Below are 13,770 nucleotides of genomic sequence, written 5' to 3' on the forward strand. Positions count from 1 at the left end.
ATGATGAACCTCGCCGAGTATCGCAATCGCACCGCAAGCCTTGCCGACTATTTGCCCTGGGCCGCCCTGGTCGCACCGGGCGTCGTCCTCAACAAGGACGGTTCGTTCCAGCGCACGGCGCGCTTCCGCGGCCCGGATCTCGACAGCGCGACGCCGGCTGAACTCATCGGCACCACGGCGCGCCTCAACAGCGCGCTCCGCCGCTTGGGCTCCGGTTGGGCCATTTTCGTCGAGGCGCAGCGCAGTCCGGCGACCGCGTATCCAGACAGCATCTTTCCTGAGGCCGCGTCCGCCCTGGTCGATCTCGAACGCCGTGAGCAGTTCGAAGCCGCTGGCGTTCACTTCGAGAGCCGGTACTACCTCACATTCCTCTGGATGCCGCCCGCCGAGGATGCGTCGCGCGCCGAGAGCTGGCTCTACGAGGGGCGGGATCAGACCGGCGTTGATGCCCGAGAGTTGCTCCGCGGCTTCGTCGACCGCACCGATCGCGTGCTGCAACTCTTCGAAGGCTTCGTACCGGAGGTCGATTGGCTCGATGATCCAGAGACGCTGACCTATCTTCATTCGACCGTCTCGACCAAGCGCCAGCGCGTTCGCGTCCCCGAAACGCCGATGCACCTCGACGCGCTGCTGATTGATCAGCCGCTGGTCGGTGGACTGGAGCCGCGCCTGGGAAACTCCCATCTGCGCACGCTCACGGTCATCGGATTCCCGACCGCGACCCATCCCGGAATCCTCGACGAATTGAACCGGCTTGCCTTCCCGTACCGCTGGTCGACGCGCGCGCTCCTGCTCGACAAGACGCAGGCCGTAAAGCTGCTCACGAAGATTCGGCGGCAATGGTTCGCGAAGCGAAAGGGCATCGCCGCGATCCTCAAGGAAGTGATAACCAACGAGGCGTCGGTCCTGGTCGACAGTGATGCCGCGAACAAGGCGGCCGATGCCGACATGGCGTTGCAGGAACTGGGGGCCGATGACGTCGGCCAGGCCTACGTCACAGCGACGGTGACGGTATGGGATGAAGACCCCAGCATTGCGGCCGAGAAGCTGCGGCTGGTCGAGAAGATCATCCAGGGTCGCGACTTCACCTGCATCGCCGAGGGCGTCAACGCGATAGAGGCGTGGCTCGGCTCTTTGCCAGGCCACGTCTACGCCAATGTCCGACAGCCGCCGGTCTCGACGCTGAACCTCGCCCACATGATCCCGGTCTCCGCGATCTGGGCCGGCGAGGTGCGGGACGAACACTTCGCGGCGCCGCCATTGTTCTTCGGCCGGATCGAAGGCTCGACGCCGTTCCGCTTCTCGCTGCATGTCGGCGACGTCGGACACACGTTGGTGGTCGGTCCGACCGGCGCCGGCAAGTCGGTCCTGTTGGCGTTGATGGCGTTGCAGTTCCGGCGTTATCCGGGCTCGCAGGTGTTTGCCTTCGACTTCGGTGGATCGATCCGCGCCGCCGCACTTGCCATGCAGGGCGACTGGCACGATCTCGGCGGCGGGCTGTCCGACGGCGCGGAGACATCCGTCTCGCTCCAGCCGCTCGCCGGCATCCACCACATGCCGGAACGCGCCTGGGCCGCCGACTGGGTCGTCGACATGCTCGCGCGCGAGCAGGTCGCGCTGACGCCCGAGTTGAAGGAGCATCTTTGGGCCGCGCTCGCTTCGCTCGCCAGCGCTCCACTCGGCGAGCGGACGCTGACCGGCCTTGCCGTCCTGCTACAGTCCGCCAAGCTCAAACAGGCGCTGCGGCCGTTCTGCATCGGCGGCGCCTACGGGCGGTTACTCGACGCCGAGCAGGAGAGACTCGGCGAGGCGTCCGTACAGGCATTCGAGACCGAAGGTCTGATCGGCACCGGCGCCGCCGGCGCGGTGCTCGCCTATCTCTTCCACCGCATCGAGGGCCGGCTCGATGGTCGCCCGACGCTCCTGATCATCGACGAAGGTTGGCTCGCGCTCGACGACGGGGGTTTCGCCGCGCAATTGCGCGAATGGCTGAAGACGTTGCGCAAGAAGAACGCGTCCGTCGTCTTCGCCACGCAGTCGCTATCCGACATCGACGGCAGCCCGATCGCGCCCGCCATCGTCGAGAGTTGCCCGACGCGCATCTTCCTTCCCAACGAGCGCGCGATCGAACCACAGATCACCGCGATCTACCGGCGGTTCGGCCTGAACGATCGGCAGATCGAGATCATCGCGCGCGCGACACCCAAGCGCGATTACTACTGCCAATCCCGCCGTGGCAACCGCCTGTTCGAACTCGGATTGGGTCCGGTTGCGCTCGCTTTCTGCGCCGCCTCGTCCAAGACCGATCACGCGGACATCGAGCGCGTGATCGCTGAGTTTGGCCACGAGGGCTTCGTTCACGGCTGGCTCGCCGCACATGACCTTCTCTGGGCCGCCGATCTCATTCCCAACCTGACCAACCTGGAGTCATCATGAGCATCAAGCAGTCCGGCCGCCGTGCGGCAATTCTTGCGGCAACTGTCGCCGTCATCTTGTCGATCGCGCCGGCATCGGCACAGATCGTGTTCGATCCCAACAACTATGCGCAGAACGTGTTGCAGGCGGCACGCGCGCTGGAGCAGATCAGCCATCAGGTTACATCACTGCAGAACCAGGCGCAGATGCTGATCAACCAGGCGCGCAACCTTGCGAGCCTGCCGCAATCATCGTTGAACCAGATCGTCGGATCGATCCAGCGCACCCAGCAGCTTCTCGGTCAGGCCCAACGCATTACCTATGATGTCGGGCAGATCGACCACGCCTTTTCCACGACTTACGGCGCAGCCTCAACGACCGCCAGCGACCAGGCGCTGATCGATGGCGCGCGCGAGCGGTGGCGCAATTCCGTCGCAGGCCTTCAGGACGCCATGAAGGTTCACGCCGGAGTCGTCGCCAATCTCGAGACCAACCGCACCGAGATGTCGTCGCTCGTGACCGCGAGCCAGTCCGCGACCGGCGCGTTGCAGGCGACCCAGGCCGGTAACCAGCTCATCGCCTTGCAGACACAGCAAGTTGCCGATCTCACCGCGGCCGTCGCGGCGCAAGGCCGCGCACAGAACCTCGAAGCCGCGCAACGCGCCGCTGCGCAGGAGCAGGGCCGTGAGCAACTCCGGCGCTTCCTGACCCCCGGCGCGGGCTACCGTCCCACCACAGTGCGGATGTTCCAGTGATCAAAGTCTGGCTGCGCGACAACGGCAAAGGTGGAAACGGGCGTGATGCGGCCGTCCGCTCCTTTCTGCGCTTCACCGCGATCGCTGTTGTCGTGGCGGCCATCGTCATCGCCATCGGTGAGGCCAGCCGCACCGATGACGCAAGCCACGATGTTGTGCCTCTAACAACGAAAAGCGATCCGATGGCAGCCGATCTCGCGCGCTGCCGCGACGTCACGGCCGAGCAACTTGCGGCCGACGACACTTGCCGCCGCGTCTGGGCCGAGAACCGCCGGCGCTTCTTTGCACCCAACAACAAACCGGCTGAGGCGCGCTGATGGGCGGCACTGGCGTCATCGATCATTTCCTCGAAGTCTTCACCCGCTACATCGATTCCGGGTTCGGCCTGCTGAGCGGCGAGGTCGCGTTCCTGGCTACGACCTTGATCGTGATCGACATAACGCTCGCTGCACTGTTCTGGAGTTGGGGCGCCGACGAAGACATCATCGCGCGCCTGGTAAAGAAGACGCTGTTCGTCGGCGTCTTCGCCTACATCATCGGCAACTGGAACGCGCTCGCGAAGATCGTCTTCGAGAGTTTCGCCGGCCTCGGCCTGAAGGCGTCGGGCACCGGGTTCTCCGCCGCCGACCTTCTGCGTCCGGGCCGCGTCGCTCAGGTCGGCCTCGATGCCGGACGCCCGATCCTGGAATCGATTTCCGGGCTGATGGGCTACATCGCCTTCTTCGAGAACTTCATCCAGATCGTCGTGCTGTTGTTTGCCTGGGTGATGGTGCTACTCGCGTTCTTTATCCTCGCGATCCAGCTCTTCGTGACGTTGATCGAGTTCAAGCTGACCACGCTCGCCGGCTTCGTCCTTATTCCTTTCGGCCTGTTCGGTCAGACCGCCTTCCTTGCCGAGCGCGTGCTTGGCAACGTGGTCTCATCTGGCGTCAAGGTGCTGGTGCTCGCTGTCGTCGTTGGCATCGGCTCGACGCTGTTCTCCGAGTTCACCGCCGGCTTCGGCGGCAATCAGCCGACCGTCGAAGACGCGATGGCGATCGTGCTTGCGGCACTCTCGCTGCTCGGCCTCGGTATCTTCGGACCCGGCATCGCCAATGGCCTGATCTCCGGCGGTCCGCAACTCGGTGCGGGCTCCGCGGTCGGCACCGCCATTGCCGCGGGCGGAGCGGTCATGGCCGGCGGTGCGGCGGCCGGCATGGCCGTGAGGGGAGCAGGGGCGGCGATGGGGGCGACCGCCGCGGCCGCGCGCGGCGGTGCCGCGCTCGCCGGCGGCGCGTCGACATCCTACAGCCTCGCCTCGGCCGGGCAGAGCGGCGCTTCCGGTGTTGCGTCCGGTCTGTCCGGTGTTGCGCGCGCAGGTGTGGCAGCCGCGACGCGCCCGGTCAGCGGTGCGGCGAGCAGGGCTTCCGGCGCGATGGCCGAAAGCTATCGCGGTGGCGCGCGCAGCACCGCGGCAGCCACTGGCGGCTCATCGACGATGGGCACAATCGGCGGCGAAGCGACGAGCGATGCTGCTCAGACTCGCTCATCTCCGCCTGCCTGGGCGCAACGCATGAAGCGCCATCAGACAATGAGTCACGGCGCGACTGCGGCCGCTCACGCTGTCCGTTCCGGCGACAGCCACGGCGGCGGCGCTTCCATCTCCCTCCGACAGGATGAACGCTAATGAATGTCTTCCGCCGCCCCTCCGTGCGCTACGGCGCGACGCCCGAACCCGAAACGCCCTATCAGCGCGCCGCGCAGGTCTGGGATGACCGCATCGGCTCCGCGCGAGTGCAGGCGAAGAACTGGCGGCTGATGGCTTTCGGTTCGTTGTTTCTTTCGGCGGGTCTCGCCTTCGGCCTGGTCTGGCAGTCGGCGCGCGGCTCGATCGTTCCGTGGGTGGTACAGATCGACAGGATCGGCGAGGCGCAGGCTGTCGGTCCTGCGATTGCCGACTACAAGCCGACTGATCCGCAGATCGCCTGGCATCTCGCGCGCTTCATCGAACAGGTCCGCGCCATCCCGGCCGATGCCGTGATCGTGCGGCAGAACTGGCTGCGCGCCTATGAGTTCACGACCGACCGCGGCGCCTCGGCGCTCAACGACTACGCGCGCGTCAACGATCCCTTCGCGAAGGTCGGCAAGCGCCAGATCGCCGTCGAGGTCTCAAGCGTCATCCGCGCCTCGCCAGATTCGTTCCGCGTCGCGTGGTTCGAGCGCGCTTATGAGAACGGCCAACTCGCCGGTATCGAACGCTGGACCGCGATCCTCACCATCGCCCTGCAGCAGCCGCGCGACGCCGACCGTCTCAAGCAGAACCCGCTCGGCATCTATGTCAACGCCATCAACTGGTCGAAGGAGCTCTCGCAATGAAGCCGCCGATCCATAAACAAAAACTGCTCAAGACTCTTCTTCTGATCAGCACCGCGGGGCTCGGGGGGTGCGCGCAAAAACTGTTCCCGCCCGACATAACCTATGATGATTTCGTGCCGGCTGTTCAGGCCGCCGAGCCTCCGTCCGCGGTGCAGGTGGTCGAACTTCCGAAGCCGCTGCCGCTGCCCGGTCAGTTGAAGCCGGTCCCAGGCCCCAAAGCGCCGCCAGAGGCAAAGGATCCGAAGGACCGCATCACGCAGGCGAACAAGGCAGCGCGCGTCCAGCCGGTGCGCAACGGCTTCATCAATGCCGTGCAGGTCTATCCGTTCTCGCCCGGCGCGCTCTATCAGGTCTACGCCGCACCGGGACAGGTGACGGACGTGGCCTTGCAGCCGGGCGAGCAGCTTGTCGGCTCCGGTCCCGTCGCCGCTGGTGACACTGTGCGCTGGATCATCGGTGACACCGAAAGTGGCACGGCCGAGACCAAGCAGATCCATATCCTGGTGAAGCCGACACGCCCGGACCTGCAAACAAACCTCGTCATCAACACCGACCGCCGCACCTATCTGCTCGAGCTGAACTCGACTGAGAAAACCTATATGGCCTCGGTGTCCTGGCAGTACCCGCAGGACCAGCTCATCGCGCTGCGCCGCCAGAATGCGGCGGCGCTCGCGGCCCAGCCGGTCGCGACCGGCGTCGATATCTCGTCGCTGAATTTCCGCTACGAGATCGAGGGCGATACGCCGGCCTGGCGGCCGCTGCGCGCCTTCGACGATGGCATCAAGGTCTATATCGAGTTCCCGTCTGGCATCCGGCAGGGCGAGATGCCGCCTCTCTTTATTATAGGGGCTGGCGGCGACAGCGAACTCGTCAACTATCGCGCCCGCCAGAACTACTACATCGTCGATCGCCTGTTCGGCGCCGCCGAATTGCGCCTCGGCGACAGCAACAGCGAGCGTCGCGTCCGTATCATCCGCACCGATGGAAGGCGCCGGTCATGACCGACGGAACGCAGAATGCGCCGGACGTCACGCCCGACCTGCGTCTGCGCACCGAACGGCCACGCGTTACGCGATTGTCGCGCAAGGTGCTGATCGGTCTTGGCGCCGTATCGGGCATCGCGATCGCCACGGCACTGATCTATGCGCTGCAGACTCGCAAAGCCGATCAGGAGAGCAGGGAACTCTATTCGACCGAGAACCGGTCGACCGCGGACGGCCTGACCGGGCTGCCCCGTGATTACACTGGCATTCCGAAACTTGGACCGCCGTTGCCAGGTGACCTCGGCCGGCCGATCCTCAGCGCGCAGAATCAGGGACAACCCATCCCGCCGGGCGGACCGTTGCCGCAGCCCGGCATCTCGCCCGAGGAACAGCGCCGCCTGCAGGAGATCGAGGCAGCGCGTCTGAGCAAGCTCTTCGCCGCAACCGCGATCCGTACGTCACTGCCGACACCAGTTTCGGCAAGTGCGGCGCTTGGCACGACGCTCGCCGTACCCGCGGAAGCCCCGCCGCTTGATCCCAACGCGATGCAGAACATGCAGGATCGCAAGCTCGCCTTCGTCAACGGTCCGGTCGATCGCCGCACCGTCAGCCAGGATCGCTTGGCGAACCCGGCGTCACCTTATGTCGTGCAGGCCGGTACCGTCATTCCGGCCGCACTCCTCACCGGCATCCAGTCCGATCTTCCAGGCCAGGTCACCGCGCAAGTCACCGAACACGTTTACGATACGCCGACCGGAAAATTCCTACTCATCCCGCAGGGCGCGCGTCTCATAGGCCAGTACGACAGCCAAGTCTCGTTCGGACAGAAGCGCGTGTTGCTCGTATGGAATCGCATCATGTTGCCGGACGGAAAGTCGATCGTGCTTGAGCGCCAGCAGGGCGCCGACGCCCGAGGATTCTCCGGTCTCGAAGACGAGGTCGACTATCACTGGTGGGATCTGATCAAGGCCGCCGCGCTCTCCACCTTGCTTAGCGTCGGTGCTGAGGTTGGATCCGACGGTGACGAGAGCGATCTCGTGCGCGCGCTGCGCCGCGGCTCGCAGGACTCGGTCAACAATACCGGACAACAACTGGTCCGCCGCCAGCTCAACATCCAACCCACGCTCACCATCCGGCAAGGTTTCCCTGTGCGGGTGATCGTCAACCGCGATCTCGTGATGGCGCCCTACGGCCAGCAGGAGGCAAGTCGATGAGCAAGCTCAAGCTCGGCACGATCGAAGATGACAAACCGGTGAAGCTCACCATCGAGTTGCCGGCCGCGGTCCATCGCAATCTGATCGCCTATGCGGAAGCCATCGGACGCGAGAGCGGACAGGTTGCACCTGATCCGGCCAAGATCATCGCCCCGATGATCGAGCGCTTCATGGTGACAGATCGAGCCTTCGCGAGAGCGCGGAAAAGCAAAGCGACGTCATAGACTTGCGGCAGCGCTGCTCTGGATAACAACCCAAGGGTCACTTTAAGGCCAGCGCAGTTTCCTTCCAGCGCGGAGTCGCGCCGCGGTCCGGCATGGGACTCGCCCGAGTGCAGCGCTTCTTCCTTGACCTTCCTATCATGGGAAGGTGTACACTTCATGGCCTTCTATCAATCAGGCCGGGAAGTTGGACGAGATGAATATCGGTCAGGCATCGCGATCGTCGGGGGTCAGCGCCAAGATGATCCGCTATTATGAATCAATCGGTCTTTTGCCCGAAGCGGCGCGCAAGGAGAGCGGCTACCGCGATTACGACACGATGGACGTGCACCGGCTTGCGTTCGTCAGACGGGCCCGTGACCTCGGATTCTCCATCGAAATGATCAGGGAATTGTTGCTGCTGTGGAGCGACCGGGACCGCGGCAACGCGGATGTGCGGGCGGTCGCCAATGTGCATATCGCCGAGTTGCAGGCGCAAGCGCTCAAACTCGAGGAGATGATCGCGACGCTGCGCCATCTCGTCAAAAGCTGCCGCGGGGAGAACCGCGCGGAATGTCCTATCATGGCTGACCTGAGCCGGGGTGCGGCGCCGCCCCCACCTAAGTGGCCGCAGCGCAAATCGGGGCTGGCGGTCCGCGCGCGTGCATGAAGGGGACGCACGGTTCGCTATCGGTCGCAAGCTTCCCGCGACGGAAGGTTCCGGTTTTGTGGTAACGAAAAAAGACAGGTTGGCAAATTTTGCGATGCACTCTATCTTGAATCGCTCGAGAAAAGCTGACCGAAGAACCATGCTGCGGAAACTGACCAGAACCATGCGCCTGAAGGCGGCTGCTTTCGTAGCTGTTCTCTACGCATTGACGGTCTTGGCGCCCCACGCGGCTATCGCCTTCTCCGGCCCGAACGGCATGCCGCATTGCTTCAGCGGCCAGATGAGCGTCTCGGCCCATCAGCACGGAGCATCACAAACCACGCACCCGCATGCTGACGGGAAGGCTCACAGCCACGAGGATCCCTCGCGATCTTCTGACTCATCAGAGGACAAGGGACCGCCAGCGTCCTGCTGCGGGCTTTTTTCCTGTTCGGCGATAATTCAAGAACCCCGCGAGTTTCTGCCTGCGTCCGCTCGTGCCTCGTCGGTCGCCCTAGTGCTGCCCGATCTCGTGCACGGTCAGGGCCCGGACCGCATCAATAGACCTCCCATCGCCTGATTGACGCTTCTTGCATGCTGCGCACGCGCCGGTAGCCGGGAAGGCTGCACGCGGGCGGGCAGCCATCCGTCAATCACATGGTGGGGTATTATGTTCACGCATCGTCCGGTCGTATCAGCCGCAATCACGCGGCGAACGGCGCTATTCAATCAACCGATCACGCGGCTGATCGCATCCATCCTGCTCGCAGGTCTGCTCGCGGGCTGCACGGCCGCGCGGACGGCGCCGGTCGTTGTCGCCGATCCCGCCGATGCGAACGCGCCGGTGCGCGCTGCGCGCTACAACCCCGTGCTCTCCGGCTACACGTCGCAACGCCCCGTGGGGCCGAAGCCATGGCGCGAACAGAATGAACGCGTTGCTCCGAAAGGAGAAGCGCAATGAAGACCATCGCAACGATCATGCGCGCGAGCCTTCTCGCGGCGACGCTTGTCCTCGCAGGCTGCGCCTCTTTCTCGGCCGATAGCGGGATGGGGGCCGTGCAGGGTCTGGCCGGCGCGCCCATCGGCAAGGAGGTCATCGCCATCCGCTCCGAGGAAGACGCCTTGGCGGCGCGATCCCTGATCGACACGCTTCTCGCCAAGCCGCTCACTGCCGATAGCGCGGTGCAGATCGCGCTGCTCAATAACCGGGACTTGCAGGCGGCGTATAACCAGCTCGGGATCTCCGAAGCGCAGATGGTGCAAGCAAGCCTGCCGCCGAATCCGACGTTTTCCATCGAACGCATCGCCGGCGCGGGCAGCGTCGAGATCGAGGCGCGCGCGATCGCCGGCATTCTCTCGCTGCTGACATTGCCTGCGCGGGCGCAGATCGCGGCCGATCGCTTCCGGCAGGCGCAGCTGCAAGCGGCGGATACGACCTTGCGCGTTGCAACGGATGCAAGGCGCGCTTACTTCCGCGCTGTCGCGGCGCGTTCGCTCGCCGGCTTCCTCGTCCAGTCGCAATCAGCCGCCGAAGCCGCGACGCAACTTTCCAGGGAGCTCGGCGAAAGCGGCACGATGACCAAACTCGACCAGGCGCGCAATCAGGTTTTCTTCGCGGAACTGACGGCGCAGCTGGCGCAGGCGCGCCAGCTCGCCTCGACCGAGCGCGAACGCCTGATCCGCACCATGGGGCTATGGGGCCCCGACACGGAATTCAGGCTGCCGGCGAGCCTTCCGCGCCTGCCTGGCAGGCCGAGCGCCCAACCCGATATCGAGCGGGAAGCCGTCGCCCGCAGGCTCGATCTGCAGATTGCCCGCATGGAAGTCCTGGCGCTCGCGCGCTCGGCTGATCTGACCAACGCGACGCGGTTGATCAGCGTGCTGGAGCTGGCCGGCATCAGGAAGAAGGTGACGTCGGACGAAGGGACGGAGAGGGAGCGCGGCTTCGAACTCGAGCTGCAAATCCCGATCTTCGATCTTGGAACGACCAGGGTCCGCCAAGCGGAAGAGACTTACATGCAGGCGGTTAACCGCCTGACCGCGAAGGCCGTCAACATTCGCTCGGAGGCGCGTGAAGCGTACGGCACGTATCGCGCGGCGTATGATATCGCGCGCCACTATCAGCGTGAAGTCTTGCCCTTGCGCAAGATCATCTCGGACGAGACGCTGCTGCGCTACAACGCGATGCAGATCGACGTGTTCACCCTGCTGACCGAAGCGCGCCAGCGCATCGCATCCACCACATCCGCCATCGAAGCCGAACGGGCCTTCTGGCTGGCCGCCGCTAATCTTGGCGCAGCCGTGCTGGGCGGCGGCGCAGCCGCCGCTGAAGGAGCCACGCCGGGCGCAACGATGGCAGCCGCTGAAGCCGGCGGCGGACACTAGGAGACGAAAACCATGGATCATTCACGCAGGGAATTTATGGGCGGCGCAGGCCTCGTGCTGGCAGGCGCAACCCTGGTCGCGGGGCGCGGCATGGCGAGCGAGATACCGGAAGCGGTTATTCAGGAATCGCCTGCGATGCAACCGCCGCTTTATCCGAAGACGGGCCGCGACTATCAGCCCGTCGTGACGCTGAACGGCTGGACGCTGCCCTTCCGCATGAAGGATGGATGGAAAGAATTCCATCTCGTCGCCGAACCCGTCGTGCGTGAGATCGCGCCCGGCATGAAGGCGCATTTCTGGGGCTATAACGGCCAGTCGCCCGGGCCCACCATCGAATGCGTCGAAGGCGACAAGCTGCGCATCTTCGTCACCAACAAACTGCCCGAACATACGACCATCCATTGGCACGGCGTGATGCTGCCGAACGGCATGGACGGCGTCGGCGGGTTGACGCAGCCGCATATCAAACCCGGCAAGACCTTCGTCTATGAATTCGAGGCGCGGCGCAGCGGCACGTTCATGTACCACCCGCACGCCGACGAGATGGTGCAGATGGCGATGGGCATGATGGGCTCGCTCGTCATCCATCCCGCCGATCCCAAGTTCATGCGCGTCGATCGAGACTTCGTGTTCGTGATGGCGAGCTACGACATCGATCCCGGCAGTTACGTTCCCAAGGTCATGACTATGACCGATTTCAATTTGTGGACGTGGAACAGCCGCGTCTTCCCCGGCATCGATCCGTTGGTCTGCGGCCTTGGCGACCGCGTGCGCGTGCGCATCGGCAACCTGACCATGACCAACCATCCGATCCACAAGCACGGCGCGCCGTTCACCGTCACCTGCACGGACGGCGGATGGGTGCCGGAGACCGCACGCATCCCGGAAGTGACGACCGACGTGCCGGTCGGCGCGATGCGCGCTTTCGAGTTCATCGCCGACGAACCCGGAGACTGGGCGTTCCATTGCCACAAATCGCACCACACGATGAACGCGATGGGCCATGAGGTGAAGACCTTCATCGGCGTCAACAAGGACACCGCCCGCAAGGTGATCAGGAGGCTGGTCCCGGACTATATGCCGATGGGCTCTGCGGGTATGGCCGAGATGGGCGAGATGGAAATGCCCATGCCCGACAATACGCTGCCGATGATGACCGGCTTCGGCCAGTTCGGCCCCATGGAAATGGGCGGCATGTTCTCGGTCGTGAAGGTCCGCGAAGGCATCAAACGCGACGATTACAAGGACCCGGGCGACTACAAGCATCCGGCAGGTACCGTCGCCTACGAGTTCAAGGGCATCGTGACCGAACCGGCGCGCAAGGGCCCGCCGCCATCTTCCACGAAAACGAAAATGGAATTCAACGTGATCAAGCCGGGCTCGAACGGTCCAGCCAAGCACCAGCATTAAAACCAAAGGAGACCACCCTGTGAAGCGTATCACCGTACGACCGACGATCCTCTCAAGCCTTGCCGCACTGGCGTTGTCAGCGCAGCTGCCCGCGTTCGCGGGTCCCGGCGACCCCGGTCACAGCCACGGTTCTGAATATTCGGCGGGACAGCCGGGCGATCCCAAGAAACCCGCCCGCATCGTGCTGGTGACCATGCGCGAGACCCAGGAAGGCAAGATGATTTATGAGCCGAGCAAGCTGGACGTCAAACGCGGCGAGCAGATCAGGTTCATCATTACCAATGCGGGAGAAATCCCGCATGAATTCGTGCTGGCGAGCGAGGAAGACAACCTCAAGCACGCCGAGATGATGAAGAAGTTCCCTGAGATGGAGCACGACGATCCGAACAGCAAGACGATTCAGCCGAAGAAGAAAGCCGAGATCGTCTGGCGGTTCAGCAAGGCCGGCACGTTCGAATTCGCATGCCTGATCCCGGGACATCGCGAAGCCGGGATGATCGGCAACATCGGGGTCAAGTAAGCGTTGAAACGAAGAAGGAGAAAACCAATGACCAGAAAAATGATGATGATTGCAGCCGTGATGGCTGTATTCGGCACGCCCTTGATGGCGATCGCGCAAAGCGAACCCGTCCAGGCGCAGGCGTCGATCGATGGCCAGGTGACAAAGGTCGATGAATCCGCCCAGAAAATCACGATCAAGCACGGCCCGATCAAGAAGTTCGAGATGGACGAAGGCATGACCATGGTCTTCCGCGCGCAGGACCCGGCCATGCTCAAGGCCGTCAAGGCGGGCGACAAGGTGAAGTTCGAGGCGGAGCGCGTGAACGGCCAGTTCACCGTCACGAAGATTGAAAAGGCGAAGTGATTGCCTTGGAGGAGGGCGGCCGGGATGCCGCCCTCGTCCTTAACGGTCCCCTCACAAATCCGCGAGAAACCGCCATTTCGCGCCTGAAGTCATTCCTTGCGGTGACAAGCGGCGCGTGGATCGGTTATAATGGGACCTATGGTTCGCCGTATTCTGACCCTGTTCATCGCGCTCTCGATCGCGCTCGCCGGCTACGCGCCGGCGTTCGCCATGCCGGCTGACATGAACGCGGTTGCTGCCGCGCAGCCCGCGCCGCCGACTGCGGACGAGACGGCGGACAGCGATTGCATGAAAGCGATGAAAGCGGCGGCTGACGATTGCTGCGGCAAGCCGGATCAACCAGATAAGTCCAAGTGCCTCTTCGATGACGCGTGCGCCGCGCGGTGTCATGTGAATGCCGCGGTCGAATTCACGCCTTATCCTGCATTCGTGCACCGCGCGGCGTCGTTGCCGTTGCGCCTGGCGCCGCCGCCACCGCCTCATGCGGAGCGTCCAGGCCCCATCTACCGCCCTCCCATCGTCTGATCCTTGAACGCTGC

The 13,770-nt window shown here is 64.1% G+C and carries 15 protein-coding genes; all 15 read left to right on the forward strand.

From position 1 onward, the window contains the following. The 15 genes from trbE (at position 1) to CAK95_RS19675 (ending at position 13,756) form a co-directional block, all read left to right on the forward strand. Entirely contained in the window at positions 1-2,436 is a 2,436-nt protein-coding gene (trbE, locus tag CAK95_RS19600) for a conjugal transfer protein TrbE (RefSeq protein WP_086089446.1), read from the forward strand. Continuing rightward, on the forward strand, positions 2,433-3,170 hold the full coding sequence (gene trbJ / locus CAK95_RS19605) for a P-type conjugative transfer protein TrbJ (RefSeq protein WP_086089447.1): 738 nt from the start codon (positions 2,433-2,435) through the stop codon (positions 3,168-3,170). The genes trbE and trbJ overlap by 4 nt, the downstream gene beginning before the upstream one ends. After that, on the forward strand, positions 3,167-3,487 hold the full coding sequence (gene trbK-alt / locus CAK95_RS19610) for a putative entry exclusion protein TrbK-alt (protein ID WP_183044159.1): 321 nt from the start codon (positions 3,167-3,169) through the stop codon (positions 3,485-3,487). Before trbJ ends, trbK-alt begins: the two co-directional genes overlap by 4 nt. Next, positions 3,487-4,836 (forward strand): P-type conjugative transfer protein TrbL, encoded by a 1,350-nt coding sequence (trbL, locus tag CAK95_RS19615; RefSeq protein ID WP_086089448.1) that lies wholly within the window; start codon positions 3,487-3,489, stop codon positions 4,834-4,836. The genes trbK-alt and trbL overlap by 1 nt, the downstream gene beginning before the upstream one ends. Continuing rightward, positions 4,836-5,525: a conjugal transfer protein TrbF gene (gene trbF, locus CAK95_RS19620; RefSeq protein ID WP_086089449.1), complete on the forward strand. Its 690-nt coding sequence runs from the start codon at positions 4,836-4,838 to the stop codon at positions 5,523-5,525. The genes trbL and trbF overlap by 1 nt, the downstream gene beginning before the upstream one ends. Then, positions 5,522-6,526, forward strand: a complete 1,005-nt coding sequence (gene trbG, locus CAK95_RS19625) for a P-type conjugative transfer protein TrbG (RefSeq protein WP_086089450.1) — start codon at positions 5,522-5,524, stop codon at positions 6,524-6,526. The genes trbF and trbG overlap by 4 nt, the downstream gene beginning before the upstream one ends. Continuing rightward, the gene (locus tag CAK95_RS19630; RefSeq protein ID WP_086089451.1) at positions 6,523-7,722 is read left to right on the forward strand and encodes a TraB/TrbI/VirB10 family type IV secretion system protein; all 1,200 of its coding nucleotides are present in this window, start codon (positions 6,523-6,525) and stop codon (positions 7,720-7,722) included. The genes trbG and CAK95_RS19630 overlap by 4 nt, the downstream gene beginning before the upstream one ends. Further along, on the forward strand, positions 7,719-7,946 hold the full coding sequence (locus CAK95_RS19635; RefSeq protein ID WP_086089452.1) for a DUF2274 domain-containing protein: 228 nt from the start codon (positions 7,719-7,721) through the stop codon (positions 7,944-7,946). Before CAK95_RS19630 ends, CAK95_RS19635 begins: the two co-directional genes overlap by 4 nt. Positions 7,947-8,139: 193 nt before the next feature. Next, positions 8,140-8,592, forward strand: coding sequence for a Cu(I)-responsive transcriptional regulator (gene cueR, locus CAK95_RS19640; RefSeq protein ID WP_086089453.1), 453 nt, complete (start codon positions 8,140-8,142; stop codon positions 8,590-8,592). A gap of 649 nt (positions 8,593-9,241) precedes the next feature. Then, on the forward strand, positions 9,242-9,532 hold the full coding sequence (locus CAK95_RS19650; protein WP_086089455.1) for a hypothetical protein: 291 nt from the start codon (positions 9,242-9,244) through the stop codon (positions 9,530-9,532). Next, a complete protein-coding gene (locus CAK95_RS19655) occupies positions 9,529-10,956 on the forward strand; it encodes a TolC family protein (RefSeq protein ID WP_245303462.1) in 1,428 nt (475 codons plus the stop codon). Before CAK95_RS19650 ends, CAK95_RS19655 begins: the two co-directional genes overlap by 4 nt. Positions 10,957-10,968: 12 nt before the next feature. Next, positions 10,969-12,366 carry a multicopper oxidase family protein gene (locus CAK95_RS19660; RefSeq protein ID WP_086089456.1) on the forward strand — a complete coding sequence of 466 codons (1,398 nt, stop codon included), beginning with the start codon at positions 10,969-10,971 and terminating at the stop codon, positions 12,364-12,366. A 46-nt stretch (positions 12,367-12,412) separates the two neighbouring features. Continuing rightward, entirely contained in the window at positions 12,413-12,886 is a 474-nt protein-coding gene (locus CAK95_RS19665) for a cupredoxin domain-containing protein (protein WP_425349709.1), read from the forward strand. 27 nt (positions 12,887-12,913) lie between these two features. Next, on the forward strand, positions 12,914-13,231 hold the full coding sequence (locus CAK95_RS19670) for a copper-binding protein (RefSeq protein WP_086089457.1): 318 nt from the start codon (positions 12,914-12,916) through the stop codon (positions 13,229-13,231). A 138-nt stretch (positions 13,232-13,369) separates the two neighbouring features. Further along, on the forward strand, positions 13,370-13,756 hold the full coding sequence (locus CAK95_RS19675; RefSeq protein ID WP_086089458.1) for a hypothetical protein: 387 nt from the start codon (positions 13,370-13,372) through the stop codon (positions 13,754-13,756). Positions 13,757-13,770: the final 14 nt, after the last annotated feature.

The organism is Pseudorhodoplanes sinuspersici (assembly GCF_002119765.1).
GTDB classification, from domain to species: domain Bacteria; phylum Pseudomonadota; class Alphaproteobacteria; order Rhizobiales; family Xanthobacteraceae; genus Pseudorhodoplanes; species Pseudorhodoplanes sinuspersici.